Source organism: Paenibacillus shunpengii, assembly GCF_042684905.1.
Taxonomy (GTDB): Bacteria; Bacillota; Bacilli; order Paenibacillales; family Paenibacillaceae; genus Paenibacillus; species Paenibacillus shunpengii.
In genome coordinates this window covers 17998-31827 of the sequence record NZ_JBHUMJ010000002.1, presented here as the reverse complement: position 1 = coordinate 31827, position 13830 = coordinate 17998, and the positions used below count along the sequence as shown (strand labels likewise).

Below are 13830 nucleotides of genomic sequence, written 5' to 3'. Positions count from 1 at the left end.
TTCTATCACCCGAAATCTTCTTTAGAGCACTTCGCCGTTAGTAGCAATAACGTTCTTGAACCATTCAAAGGAATCCTTTTTCGAGCGTTCGAGTGTACCGTTGCCTGCATCATCCAGATCGACATAAATAAAGCCATAGCGCTTGGACATTTCAGATGTAGACATGCTGACCAGATCAATCGGCCCCCAGCTTGTGAAGCCCATCAGTTCTACTCCATCCTTAATTGCTTCATTCATCTGCTCAATATGCTTTCTAAGGTAATCCATCCGGTACGTATCATGAATGGAGCCGTCCTCTTCGATCTTGTCATATGCGCCTAGTCCATTTTCTACGATAAAGAGCGGTTTATTGTAACGATCCCATAGATTGTTGAGTGTAACTCGAAGCCCAATTGGATCGATCTCCCAGCCCCAGTCGGAAGCCTCAAGATAAGGATTCTTCACGCCGCCAGCCAGATTGCCAGCTACCTCTTCCTCATCCGCAGATGCTGATTTCGTTACACTCATGTAATAGCTGAACGAAATAAAATCCACTGTATTGTTGATCAGAATTTCATCATCGCCCGGCTGGCGCTCGATAACCACGTTATTCTCTTCAAAGTATCGTGCCATGTAATTTGGATACTTACCACGAGCATGGACATCAGTAAAGAACAGGTTGATTTGATTTTCCTGCTGAGCCAGTCTTACATCCTCTGGATTGCAGGTCTTCGGATAGGTCTCCATACGAGCCAGCATGCAGCCTACTTGGGAGCCTGGAATAATCTCATGGGCCAGCTTCGTCACCAAGGCACTCGCCACAAACTGATGATGCAGCGCTTGGAAGGCCGTTTGGAGCTTGTTATCCACCTTGTCCACCAGAATACCGCCGCCCGTATATGGGCTGATCAGCATGACATTAATCTCGTTAAACGTCAGCCAGTATTTCACCTTATCTTTATAGCGCTTGAATACCGTTTCCGCATATCTCACATAATGGTCGATGACTTCACGTCCGGCCCATCCATTATATTTTTGCGTCAGACCCAGCGGTGTTTCATAATGGGACAGCGTTACGAGCGGCTCAATGCCGTATTTATGCAGCTCATCAAACACCTCATCATAAAATTTCAGCCCTTCCTCGTTCGGTACTTCATCATAGCCGTTCGGGAAAATACGAGCCCAATGAATGGACATCCGGAATACCTTAAAGCCCATTTCAGCAAACAGAGCGATATCTTCTTTGAAACGGTGGTAGAAGTCGATGCCATGACGCTTTGGAAAACGCTCTTCAATCTCTCCAGCGAGGATCTGTTCGATACGGTCCGAAGTAATGTCCATGGCATGACCGCCTTTACGAAGCTCCTTAGGAACATGGGCAATCATGTCTGCGGTGGAGAGACCTTTGCCACCTAGGTTATAACCTCCTTCAAGCTGGTTCGCTGCGGTTGCTCCGCCCCATAAGAAATTTTCCGGAAATCCTTTTTTGGCTAATGTCATTATTAACGACCTCTCTTCTATGTGATATAAATATAGAAATTTCGAAATATAGATAAAGATACTTAAATGATACACAGGCTTGATTGTTTTCGTAGGCAGACTCCCGAATACGCCGGCTGTCATCCGAGGTCAGAAAACAAAAAAAACCTAAACTCAAGGTAAAAGCACACTCCGCTAAGGAGCCTGTCATTTCACCATCAGTTTAGGTTTTGCCTGTCTTAAGCAGTAACAATCCATTAAACGATGCTTATAAGTTATGTGGTTGTCATGTAATGTAAGCGTAACACAGTGCAAATATAAAATCAACTTGGTCACTGAGATGCCATCAATTGTTGCTGTGCCTATAGCTGTCATTATCTACTTTACTCCGAATGTATACTGACCAAGCTATCATTTAGATCATTATAAGAGCAGACAATCGTTTGTTTCAAGCCATAGGCACAGCTTAGGCATCAGACTATTAACAGCCCCTCCCTCAGGAGAGATTCCATAAGAATGAATCCGTCATTTCTCCTCAGGATCCTATTTGCTTCTCTTTCAGAGTTCTTGACATGACTCGGCTGACTGGGCTGGATCACAGCTCAAGTCCTCTTTGAGCACAAGGTAATAATGCCAAACATTGTCCTCCGGACCGTTTATTATTCTGCGGTATACCTTAGATGGAGGATAGATCTCATGAGGATAGTCTTCTCCGTTAATCACCTTGCTCACGACAAGAGCAATCGTATCCTCCGATACACTGCTTCGCTGCCATTCTCCCCCCAAGTGTTTGATGATCGTTTCTCCCAAATAACCGCCCCAAGCCTTGGACATCTGAATCTTCTCGTGTTCTGAAGGGCCCCTTCTAAATATCTTTCTCACACCTCGGGGCAATTCTTCATGATAGCGTTGTAATATCCCTTCCAGGCTCTTGATGCTATCTTCACTGTAATCAAGCTTCTGACCCAGCTTCTCAGCTAACTCAACAGCGTCTTCAGCATAAGCCTTCATCATGTCTGCTACGGTCGGCTTCATTTCGTCTCTTCATCCTCTGCCTTAATAGTATGTTTCAGCCTATTCAATACCTGACCACAGCTTGAACATGGGCTATATCATTAGACGTAAGAGTGAATTAGAAGTTTTGTTATAATCTATAGTTTCTAAGCAGAATCATTCCTGGTTTTCCAGAAGGTAAGTCCATCCTGTTCATGCTGCCCATACCAAGCCTTTAGCTCTGGCAGCGTCCGGACCCCATAATCCACGACGGCTTCATAGATTCGGACCGACCTAGTATCTGATTTGCTGCTCTTAAATTATCCTGTGCTTGTTCAAAGATACTCATTGTCCCCCATCTCCTCCAAAGAATCTAATCTATTCTAGATTTAAATCATCTGTTCCTCAAGCCGCCTAAGCCGTTCCTTCGTCTATGTATGTTATTCCTCGGTCTGCTCTAGCTGCCGCCTTAAGTCCGCCTTGATAAGAAGGCACTGGCATCAGTTGATCAGCGTGATCCATATTAATCCAGGCGATTTCCCCGATCTCCTCGGGTGATGTGATTTGCAGTTCTCCTCCGATCACTTCACTGAGAAAAGTAAAGAACAGCACTTGCTCTCCGCGCTTTTCAATAATGCACTCACTTACCCCGACAAGCTCTCCTACTTGTATGGAAAGGCCTGTTTCTTCTCTTGCCTCTCTAACTGCAGCTTGCTCCAATGTTTCATTCGCTTCTACCGCCCCGCCGGGCAGTGACCAACGTCCGTTATCCATGTTTTGAACCATGAGCACCTTAGAGCAGGTATCATCCATAATTAAGGAGTAGACTACATTCCTTCTTTGCATCTCTAATTCCTCTTCCTACAATTAAGATTGGAAATATAATCCTATTGTAGATCTAAACCATATCAGGAACAAGTGTTCTTTCCCAAAAGAATAAGACACCCTTCTCAATATTGAAGAAGAGTGCCTCTTAATATAAAAATGATAAATATGCAAATGTACGATGATGATTGCTTTGCTATTCAAGTTACGCAATTACAGCGTACCGAGCACAGACCAAGGCATACTAAACGATTGATTAGCCTGACCCTTGAAGATCATTGAATTGCTGTTTGGATCTGCCGTAATGTCCACGATGTATCTAGCCCCGATCTTATCCCAGCGCTTCACCAGATGTCCGCTTGGATCGAACGCCACGACTGCCATTCCTACCCGATTATCTATATAGCTCAGCGGCCAGTAGGTATAACCGTCCGATTTAATGATCGGATATATCGCATTCGGTTGAAGCGTATCTGGAGAAGCCAAGCATGTCGGCTTCAAATCCGATGGAATAGCAGGCAGTGTACTTTCAGGGGCTTTGGCTATCAAGAAGACCTTATGAGGCCCAGGAGATTCCGAAGGTACTTCGTCTTCTGCTGTCCATGATCCACGCTGCTGATCGAGCTGATTCAGCTCAGCAATGACGTTCTGCAGTGTCACAGCATCGGCCTGAGCCAGAGCCGGCTCTACCGTTTTTTGCACAATATTGCGCACAACTGCATCACTGATCTCAATATTGCTCTGCTGAAGAGAATCCAGAGCCCGCTGAATGCTCTTCATGGACTCCACCATGATACTGGCTTTATCGAGAGAGAGCTTCAATGAACCGCGCACTTGATCCATCTGATGTATACCATGCCGCAGCTTGCTTCGTAGGATGGCCCCTTCGATCGCATCAATGGCTAGCCCGATACCTACAACGACAACCGCCGCAATGACTCCAGCAATGAGTCCGCCTGCAAGTGTTCCGACAGCTATCTCGACGCCGAGGACAGAGCCAAGCACCGTTGCAGCCGTCTCCGCTGCCATGATGCCCGAATCGACCAACACGGCGGTTACTCCTGGAGCAAGATATTGCACGGTGATAAGAAAGCTCGCTACATCGACTAAAATATTGGTGATCCCTACAGCCGTATCGCCTGTCGAGACATCATGTGCCGCTCCGCTTGCCTGCAGGATATCAAAGCTCGTAACATCGGGGACAGCCAAGCCATGCTGTATATATAGATCTGCAATCTTGGCGTTAATATCCTGGCTCAGTATCGTAAATTCTGCATAGTTACTTTTCAATTGATTCAAGAAACTTTGTGTATCCGAAGATAGCTCAATGAGTCTCGCCTGCCGCTTATCATTGTCCGGAAAAAAGATCGACATTAATTCGTATCCTCATTTGTCCAGGATTTGCGGTCAGTGTCCAGTCCGCTCAGTTCAGCGTTGACTACATCAAGCGTAATAGCCTGTGCTTTTTGCACACTTGGCAGCACGTCTTTCGTAATCAGATTGGTGATGATCTGCTCATTCAGCTCGATGCCTGCACCCGTAATTGCATCCAGCGTCGTCTTCACGGATTGAATGGAGTTTTTCAGCTCTTTGGTCTGATCAAGTGACATTTTTGCCGTTTGTCTCATCGGGTAAATCTGATGCAGCCCTGTTCTTAATTTGTTTTTGGCAATGGAGCCTTCGATCGCATCGATACCCAGATCAATTCCAGCAACGGCAACGCCTCCGGCGATCCCCCCGAGGATGCTCCCTGCCAGGTCTCCCGCTGTAATCTCTACTTCTCTGTCGATGAGTGGTACCGTAAATTTGGTCAAGACCTTAGCGGCCGTTTCCTCTGTCATAAGCCCTGCTCTGACCAGCATCTTGGTAGCCGCTGGCGCTAAATATTTAACCGAACCGATAAACCCGGCTACATCGACAATGACCTCAGCAATCGCAACAACCGTCTCCTCCGTGTTAATATCCGTAGAAGGATCTGCCTGCTTGATGACATTAATCTGGCTGATATCCGGCTGCTTCAATCCGGCTTCCTGATACACACTTACGATTTGAGCATTGACTTGAGTACACAGAGCTTTAAAATCGTTATAATTCGCTGTTGCATCATATAAGAAATTTTCAGTGTCCGTAGCGAGTTCAATCAATCTTCTCTTTCTATTGTCGTTGTCTGGATAAAAAATTGGCATAACCTATCCCACCTTCTCATTATTTGAGTTTGAATCATTAGTCTGTTGCTGAGAAATACACATTAAGTACGTATCCATCTTGTGGTACTCGGCCAGTCCTCGCCCGCTCCCAGGAATATCTAAGGAGTTTACCTGGATGCCGACTTCCGGCTGAGCGAATCCAAGCTCACTAGCAGGAAGCTTTGGCACAATATCCGGCGCATTATAGATACGCCATGTACTGGGGACCAACTTCTCATAGGCGGACGTAAAAGTCCGATCTCCGACCATGGGAGAACCAAAGGTGTATACCTCTGTCTCCATCCCGCAAAAGGCGGCCGCATACGCCGTCAGTACAGTCAATGCTCCACCGAGGCTATGCCCCGCAACAGTCAGGCTGCTTGCTTGGAGATTCTGGGTATACTCTGTCATGAGCAGGGATTTGTCTCCTTCAAGCAGGTGAACCTTAAGGGAGCGGTACATTCTGGCGAATCCCTCTTCCACCTTGCCAACGCCTCCAGGTTCCGTGTAGGACAGCAGGAAGAATTCAAAATCATCAATCCACTCCAGCTCTGTCTCCGTTCCCCGATACACAATTCCCTTGCGGGAAGGGTCGGTCAAGGATTCCATAACGCAGCCAATCCATTCTTCGGAATGCGATTTGAACAGAGAAGGCTCAATTGAAATCCCGGCGATGATCTTCCAGTTCGGCAGTTCAATCTCGAGGAGTGCGTTCGCATCACTGACTGTTCGATCTGCACTGTAGACGGACTTGATGAAGCCTCCCCATCGCATTGCCTCGTCGTGGTTAAACACCGAGCTACACATATCCGGGATCTCCAAAATGAACCTCAATGCTCTGAATTACAATGGCAGGATTGGACTGAATGAACATCCGTATAATCTCCATCCTTTCTAATTTAGGATAACTTCTTGACATTTCTTATCTTACAGACCCGCGTTAAATTTACGTTCAAGCCAATCTAAAGAATCGTTAAAGAAACGCTAAAGATACATAAAAAAACACCGTCTATACATAGACGATGTTCTATAACTAATATGAAGTTGATCATCTTCACATCATTGGTGCTTGTTATTGATCCAGTGCATTCAGTTTGCAAATGAGATCTTCGAGCTGTTCCTCGGAAGAGTGATTTTACGAGAATCTTCAATAAGTGGACAGGAATAACCCCGCTTCTATACCGCAAAAAAACGGGGATACGCGAGTAGTCACAATGATCGTGACTGACTCCGTATTCCCCGCATTGCCAGGTTTAACATCATCATTTATGTGATTAATATTTTAAGCTTTGAATTGGACCTTGAACCAGGCAGCTGCGGCAATGACTTCATTACGGCTCAGCTGGTGACCGTTATTCTCCCAATGCATCTTCACGTTGGCACCGGCGCCGGTAAGGAGTTCTTCAAGCTCTTCCGATTCCTGCGGAGCGCACATCGGGTCGTTTTTTCCTGCGGCAATAAATACCGGAGCACCTGCCAAATCCGGAAGCACAACGTCCCGAAGAGGTACCATGGGATGGTGAAGTATCGCCCCACGCAGCGAATCCGCGTAATGGAACAACAGGCTGCCCGCAATATTGGCACCGTTAGAGTAGCCGATGGCCACGATATTGCGGCGGTCAAAGCCGTACTGCTCTGCCGCTTCATCCAGGAATTCATGCAGCTCTCGTGTACGGAAGATCAGATCCTCTATATCAAATACCCCTTCAGCCAGACGGCGGAAAAATCGGGGCATTCCGTGTTCGCTTACGTTTCCTCTCACCCCAAGTACACTTGACTCTGGAGATACCAGCTCTGCAAGCGGAAGAAGATCGGTTTCTGTTCCTCCTGTGCCGTGGAGCAATAGGATCGTTGGTGCTGAGGGGTTGCTGCCTTCACGATAGATATGCTTCATATTCATACTTTAGTTCCTCCTTCAATATTACGGACAATGACGTCCGGCAAATTTGCTTCGATTGCTTCACGGTGAGGCTCATACCAGGATGGAAGCATGATCTTCTCACCCAGTTTATCAGGTGTTTCATCATTTGCGAACCCAGGAGGGTCTGTGGCGATCTCAAACAGGATGCCGCCCGGTTCTCTGAGATATACAGCGTTAAAATATTGACGGTCAATGATGCCTGTTGGATGAAGTCCAGCCTCTACGGCCATGTTCCGCCAAGCTTCATGTTCTTCGAAATCTTTGGCGCGCCATGCAATATGATGGACTGTTCCGGAGCCGCCGCGTCCAGGAGCCATTTTTACTTTGTTGATATCAATAATATTACCCAAATTTCCTGTTCCTTCGAAACGAACCCATCCTTCCTCTTCAGCTACTTTCGTCAGCCCAAGGAAATTTTCGAGCACCCGGATCGTTTGCTCCGGAGCCAGACTGTACAATACAGAACCGCCAAAGCCTTTGATCGCTTTATCTGACGGAACTCCATTGAAGGACCAGGTATTCAAATCCCCCGCCTCACGTTCAACGAGCTCAAGGACAAGTCCTGCGTTATCCAAAAACCGAATATAGCTCTCGCCAAAACGATGTTTCTCTTCAAAACGGATATCAAATGAGGTCAGTCTTTCCTTCCAGAAATCCATGCTGCCCGGTGGAATTGCATATACGGTTACTCCTGTTTGCCCGCCTCCGACAACACCTTTACGTGCACCAGCCTGCGGGAAGAAGGTGATGATTGTACCCGGACTTCCTTTCTCATCTCCGAAGTAGAAGTGATATACTTCCGGTGCATCGAAGTTAATGGTCTTCTTCACCAGGCGAAGTCCGAGCACGCCGGCATAAAAATCGACATTGCGCTGAGCATCGCTCACAAAAGCGGTAATATGGTGAATTCCTGCGGTTTGTAACATGTTAATTTCCTCCACTCCATTATTGAATTTTGGTTTATACATTTCCAATCTATATCTGAGCTGCTAAGCTTTGTAAAACATTTCAAATTATAATATCTTAAATTTAAGATAATTTCTATGTTCTTATCATAAACCCTCCACAACGAATTTGCAAGAGGAGATTTTCTATTGTTTTCCAACACAAAAAAACGGCCTCTTTGTATGATGAACCATAATGAAGTTCTGCATACAAAAAAGCCGTTATGGTTTAGTTATTCCTGTGTTGAAACTTATACCAGTGCTTTGGCCGCAATATCGGTCCGCTGATGCTTTCCTTCGAAATCAATGCCTTCCGCTGCTGCATAGGCTACCGCTCTCGCTTCTTCAATAGTGGCACCCCGTCCGACGATACCCAGTACGCGTCCACCGTTGGTTACCCATTCTCCCGCCTCGTTCTTCGCCGTTCCCGCATGGAATACAAGCGCAGACTCCCCGCTTGATACCTCATCCAGTCCTGAAATAACAATTCCTTTAGGGTAAGAAGCCGGGTAGCCGCCCGATGCCTGGACGACACACACGGCAGCTTCTTCACTCCACTCGATGTCGATATCAGCCAGTGTTCCGTTGACGGCGGCCAGGAAGATCTCGAGCAGATCGGTCTTCAGCCTAGGGAGCACGACTTGCGTTTCCGGATCTCCAAAACGTGCATTGAACTCTATTGTCTTTGGTGTTCCATCGGGAGATATCATCAGCCCGGCAAACAGCACTCCACGGAATGGACGTCCTTCTTCTACCATTGCCTTTGCGGTAGGAATGACTATGGATTCTATGGCCTTGTCAATAATGGCTTGATCAATATGAGGAAGCGGAGAATAGGTTCCCATTCCGCCTGTATTCGGCCCTTTATCTCCATCATACACCGGCTTGTGATCCTGTGCTGCCGGCATGCAGCGTACCGTTTCTCCATCCACAAATGCAAGAATGGACATTTCCTGCCCTTCCAGAAACTCTTCAATAACGACTTGAGTACCGGCATCACCAAATACCTTGTCCAGCATTATACTGCGAAGCGCCTCTTCGGCTTCTTCCATCGTATAAGCTACGGTTACCCCTTTGCCCGCAGCAAGTCCATCGGCTTTGATGACGATTGGAGCCGTGCGTGAGCGCAAATAAGCGAGTGCCTGTTCATAGTCACCAAACTTCTCGTAGGCTGCCGTAGGAATGTTGTATTTCCGAAGCAGATCCTTCATGAACGTTTTGCTGCCTTCGATTTCTGCTGCATTTTTGCGTGGGCCAAACACAGGAATGTCCTTCGCTTCGAATGCATCCACAATTCCGTCGGCCAACGGATCATCCGGTCCAACGACGACCAATCCGATTTCTTTTTCCAGCGCAAAAGCGGTCAGCTGTTCGAACTCGCTCACTGCAATCGGCACACACTCCGCAATCTGACCGATTCCTGCATTTCCCGGTGCACAGTAGATCTTGTCAGCCTTTTCCGATTTCGACAAAGCCCATACGATGGCATGCTCGCGGCCGCCGCCGCCAATAACGAGAATATCCATAGGTTAGGTTCCTCCTTAATATCATCCTATAAAAAAAGCTTCTATCTAGTGTAAAGCTGAGGACCGGCGACAAGTTATCGCTAAGCCCTCAGCTTCTTTTTCTGGGTAAAGATAAGGATCTGATCACGCTCCGCTTGTCCGTTCAAATCCCCTTTTTGATCTTTTGTGCGGATAACGCTCGAATCCTCTATTCAATTGTTTATCTATTGATTAGTGTTTGAAATGACGTACGCCCGTGAAGACCATGGCAATGCCATGCTCATTCGCAGCCTTGATGGATTCCTCGTCTTTGATCGATCCGCCCGGCTGGATGATGGCTGTAATGCCGTGTTTTGCAGCAAGTTCAACCGTATCGCCCATCGGGAAGAATGCATCAGATGCAAGCGCCGCCCCTTTGGCTTTGTCTCCCGCTTGCTCAAGCGCAATCTTGGCTGCACCAACGCGGTTCATCTGACCAGCGCCTACACCCACCGTCATATCATCGGCTGCAAGCACGATCGCATTGGATTTCACATGCTTAACAACTTTCCAGCCAAAGAGCAGCTGCTTCATTTCTTCGGCAGAAGGTGCACGATCCGTTACAACTTGAAGATCACCTTCATCGATGGAGTGAATGTCACTTTGCTGCACGACCATACCCCCGTCAATGGAAGTGACAACAAACTGGCTTGTACGCTCCTTCGCAGAGCCAAGCTCACCCATTTTCAGCAAGCGGATATTTTTCTTTTTGGTCAAGATTTCCAGTGCTTCCGGTGTAAAGTCCGGAGCAAGGACGATCTCAAGGAAAATTTCACTGAGCTTTACAGCTGTATCACTGTCAATTGTCCGGTTAGCTGCAACAATGCCGCCAAAGATCGAAGTTGGATCTGCATTGTAGGCTTTCATGTAGGCTTCATAGATATTCTCACCTGTACCTACGCCGCAAGGATTCATGTGCTTAACTGCGACTACAGCCGGAGCATCAAATTCCTTCACGATCTGCAGTGCTGCGTTCGCATCGTTGATATTGTTGTAGGACAGCTCTTTACCATGCAATTGCTCTGCAGTAGTGAGTGTCCCGTTCGGTGCAAGCGGTTTGCGGTAGAAGGCAGCCTGCTGATGCGGGTTCTCCCCATAGCGCAGATCCTGGATTTTTTCATAAGTCACGGTGTAGCGCTCTGGTAGTGGATCTCCGTTGACATTAGACAGATAATCAGAAATAAGGGCATCATAAGCCGCCGTGTGACGGAAAACTTTTGCCGCAAGCTGTTTACGAGTTTCAAGAGTCGTATCACCGCTCTCACGAACTTCAGCAAGCACCTGCTCATAGTCGGCTGCATCGACAACCACACTGACAAAAGCATGGTTCTTGGCTGCAGAACGAAGCATAGTCGGACCGCCGATGTCGATATTTTCGATCGCGTCCTCGTAAGAAACGCCCGGCTTCGCAATGGTCTCTTGGAATGGATACAAATTAACGACAACGAGGTCGATATAATCCAGACCCAGATCTTTCATTTGCTGCTGATGCTCAGCATTGTCTCTAACTGCCAGCAGTCCGCTGTGCACAGCAGGATGCAGTGTCTTGACGCGTCCATCCATAATTTCAGGAAAACCGGTTACGTCCGATATCCCGATCACAGGAACGCCTTCGTTCGACAGCAGGCTGCTTGTTCCTCCTGTCGAGATAATTTCCACACCCAAATTAGACAGCTCACGGCAAAAATCCACGATACCCGTTTTATCCGAAACGCTAACCAGCGCTCTTTTAATACCCACGATTAAGATCCTCCTCTTGTTCATCCCATTTTGGTGCTAAAAATTGTTGTTTTATTTCCCGAGAAATATCATATCTTGCAGCGAACAAATGAGTAATATCGCAAAATGTTACTTTTCCGAGTTCTGCCTCTTACTTTCTGACATCATTCTCCGCAATCGTAACTTTGCGTCCATCCAGCGTGACAAGCCCTTTGGTGAACCAAGATACGACCTCTGGATACAGCTCACGTTCCAATTCATGAATCGAAGCAGCAAGTGTCTCTGTTGTATCCTCCGGTGAAACCGTAATGGCTCTCTGGGCTATAATCGCTCCCGTGTCCATTCCTCCGTCCACAAAGTGCACCGTAATCCCCGTCATCTTTACTCCGTAATCCAGAGCTTGTCCAATGGCATCCTTACCCGGAAACGCGGGCAGCAAGGAAGGATGAATGTTAATCAGCCTGCCTGCATAACGGTCAACGACAACAGAGGTTAAGAGCCGCATATAACCGGCAAGGACTACAAGATCAATCTCGCGCTCCTCCAGCTTGGCGACAATCTCCTGCTCGTAGGCTTCTCTTGAAGCATACTCTTTAGGCTTAAACACATGGCATTCAATTCCAGCGGCTTCCGCCTTCTCCACTACTGGAGCCTGTGGTCGATCACTGACTAACAGCTCAATCGTTGCATCCAGCTTACCGCTCGCTGCAGCATCCACCAATGCCTGAAAATTGCTGCCCTGTCCCGAAGCAAACACGGCAATGCGATAGCCAGGCATTAGACTTCCACTCCTGTAAAGGTCACGATTCCGCTGCCTTCGGTCACACGGCCGATGGTGTAAGCTTCCTCACCATTCGCACGAAGGACTGCGAGTGTGTTCTCCGCATCCGCTTCACTGACAACAAGGACAAGACCAATTCCCATATTGAAGGTCGTGAACATATCGCGATTAGAGATGCTGCCTTTGTCCTGCATCAGCTTGAAGATTGGCAGAACCGGCCAAGAGCCATGATCGATGTCTACGTTCACGCCTTCAGGAAGCATCCGCGGAATGTTCTCGATGAATCCACCGCCTGTAATATGCGCCATGCCTTTTACTTTCACTTCATCCAGAAGTGCGAGGACTGGCTTCACATATATCTTGGTCGGCGTAAGCAGCGTACCGCCCAGTGTCCCGCCAAGCTCTGCAATCTCATCCTGCAAGCTGTATCCCGACTGCTCCAGCAGCAATTTGCGAACCAAAGAGAAGCCGTTGCTGTGCACGCCGCTGGAAGCAAGACCGATCACCGTGTCTCCAGGTGCAATCGTGCTGCCGTTAATGATCTTCGCTTTGTCCACGACACCTACCGTAAAGCCGGCAATATCGTATTCCCCTTCACTGTACATGCCCGGCATTTCGGCTGTTTCTCCGCCGATCAGCGCAGCTCCAGCCTGATGACATCCCTCAGCAATACCGGCTACAATCGCTTCGATCTTGTCAGGCACGACCTTGTCACATGCCAGATAGTCGAGGAAGAACAATGGTTCTGCACCTTGTACGACAATGTCGTTCACACACATGGCCACTGCATCAATGCCGATCGTATCATGCTGATCCATCGCAAATGCAATCTTCAGCTTCGTTCCGACACCATCTGTGCCAGACACGAGTACGGGCTCATCGTATTTATCCTTGTTCAATCCGAACAAGGCACCGAATCCACCAAGATCGGTCATAACTTCAGGGCGAAATGTACGTTTTACGTGTTTCTTCATTTTCTCAACCGCTTCGTTGCCTGCCGCGATATCGACGCCTGCATTTTTGTATGCTTCTGACAACTTGGTCACCGTCCCTCAAATATAAATTCACCCTCCTAAATCCTCCCTGACAGGGAGGACCCCAAAGAGGCCGCGGCCCCTCTGGACACCCGCAAAATGTTATCGCGGACCGGAGTTTGGTTGGATCCTGCTATGGTTACTGTAGTGCTGGGATTCGCTTTCGTCTTGCAGACACGCTCTACTGCTGATTGCGCTATGCGCGCGGGGGCTTCACCCGAGCTTACCCACTGTTTGCCTTCGGCAGATGCGCTGGGGCTCACGGGGAAGCTCTCTGGCACGCTGCGCGTGCAGCTCCGCTGGGACCTTCTGCTGTTTGCCTTCGGCAAATGTGCCGGGTCCTTGGCGGTGCCTTCTGCGCTGCGCGCCTTGCTTCATCAGAGCCATCCCCTGTTTGCTTCGCAAATGTAGGGCGGCTCTTCATG

Annotated in this window: 13 protein-coding genes; all 13 read right to left on the bottom strand. The window is 48.0% G+C overall.

Translation table 11 applies throughout. From position 1 onward, the window contains the following. Positions 1-21 precede the first annotated feature (21 nt). The 13 genes from ACFSVM_RS00160 to ACFSVM_RS00100 all read right to left on the bottom strand — a co-directional run bounded on the left by ACFSVM_RS00160 (position 22) and on the right by ACFSVM_RS00100 (position 13810). Positions 22-1479, bottom strand: coding sequence for a glycoside hydrolase family 1 protein (locus ACFSVM_RS00160; RefSeq protein ID WP_379259740.1), 1458 nt, complete (start codon positions 1477-1479; stop codon positions 22-24). A gap of 537 nt (positions 1480-2016) precedes the next feature. Further along, a complete protein-coding gene (locus ACFSVM_RS00155) occupies positions 2017-2493 on the bottom strand; it encodes a hypothetical protein (RefSeq protein ID WP_076312447.1) in 477 nt (158 codons plus the stop codon). A gap of 372 nt (positions 2494-2865) precedes the next feature. Then, positions 2866-3297, bottom strand: coding sequence for an NUDIX hydrolase (locus tag ACFSVM_RS00150; RefSeq protein ID WP_379259738.1), 432 nt, complete (start codon positions 3295-3297; stop codon positions 2866-2868). A 192-nt stretch (positions 3298-3489) separates the two neighbouring features. Continuing rightward, the gene (locus ACFSVM_RS00145) at positions 3490-4650 is read right to left on the bottom strand and encodes a hypothetical protein (RefSeq protein ID WP_379259736.1); all 1161 of its coding nucleotides are present in this window, start codon (positions 4648-4650) and stop codon (positions 3490-3492) included. Continuing rightward, positions 4650-5462 (bottom strand): hypothetical protein, encoded by an 813-nt coding sequence (locus ACFSVM_RS00140; RefSeq protein ID WP_047912793.1) that lies wholly within the window; start codon positions 5460-5462, stop codon positions 4650-4652. Before ACFSVM_RS00140 ends, ACFSVM_RS00145 begins: the two co-directional genes overlap by 1 nt. Before the next feature lie 3 nt (positions 5463-5465). Beyond that, positions 5466-6269 (bottom strand): lipase family protein, encoded by an 804-nt coding sequence (locus ACFSVM_RS00135; protein ID WP_052512105.1) that lies wholly within the window; start codon positions 6267-6269, stop codon positions 5466-5468. Between the two features lie 475 nt (positions 6270-6744). Further along, the gene (locus ACFSVM_RS00130) at positions 6745-7362 is read right to left on the bottom strand and encodes an alpha/beta hydrolase (RefSeq protein WP_076312450.1); all 618 of its coding nucleotides are present in this window, start codon (positions 7360-7362) and stop codon (positions 6745-6747) included. After that, positions 7359-8309 (bottom strand): ring-cleaving dioxygenase, encoded by a 951-nt coding sequence (locus tag ACFSVM_RS00125; RefSeq protein ID WP_379259733.1) that lies wholly within the window; start codon positions 8307-8309, stop codon positions 7359-7361. Before ACFSVM_RS00125 ends, ACFSVM_RS00130 begins: the two co-directional genes overlap by 4 nt. A gap of 269 nt (positions 8310-8578) precedes the next feature. Beyond that, positions 8579-9853 (bottom strand): phosphoribosylamine--glycine ligase, encoded by a 1275-nt coding sequence (gene purD / locus ACFSVM_RS00120; RefSeq protein WP_379259731.1) that lies wholly within the window; start codon positions 9851-9853, stop codon positions 8579-8581. Positions 9854-10063: 210 nt separating this feature from the next. Then, positions 10064-11611, bottom strand: a complete 1548-nt coding sequence (gene purH / locus ACFSVM_RS00115; RefSeq protein WP_379259729.1) for a bifunctional phosphoribosylaminoimidazolecarboxamide formyltransferase/IMP cyclohydrolase — start codon at positions 11609-11611, stop codon at positions 10064-10066. 130 nt (positions 11612-11741) lie between these two features. Next, positions 11742-12368 carry a phosphoribosylglycinamide formyltransferase gene (purN, locus tag ACFSVM_RS00110; protein ID WP_047912788.1) on the bottom strand — a complete coding sequence of 209 codons (627 nt, stop codon included), beginning with the start codon at positions 12366-12368 and terminating at the stop codon, positions 11742-11744. Beyond that, entirely contained in the window at positions 12368-13408 is a 1041-nt protein-coding gene (gene purM, locus ACFSVM_RS00105) for a phosphoribosylformylglycinamidine cyclo-ligase (protein ID WP_076312454.1), read from the bottom strand. The genes purN and purM overlap by 1 nt, the downstream gene beginning before the upstream one ends. A gap of 210 nt (positions 13409-13618) precedes the next feature. Further along, positions 13619-13810, bottom strand: coding sequence for a hypothetical protein (locus ACFSVM_RS00100; protein WP_379259726.1), 192 nt, complete (start codon positions 13808-13810; stop codon positions 13619-13621). Positions 13811-13830: the final 20 nt, after the last annotated feature.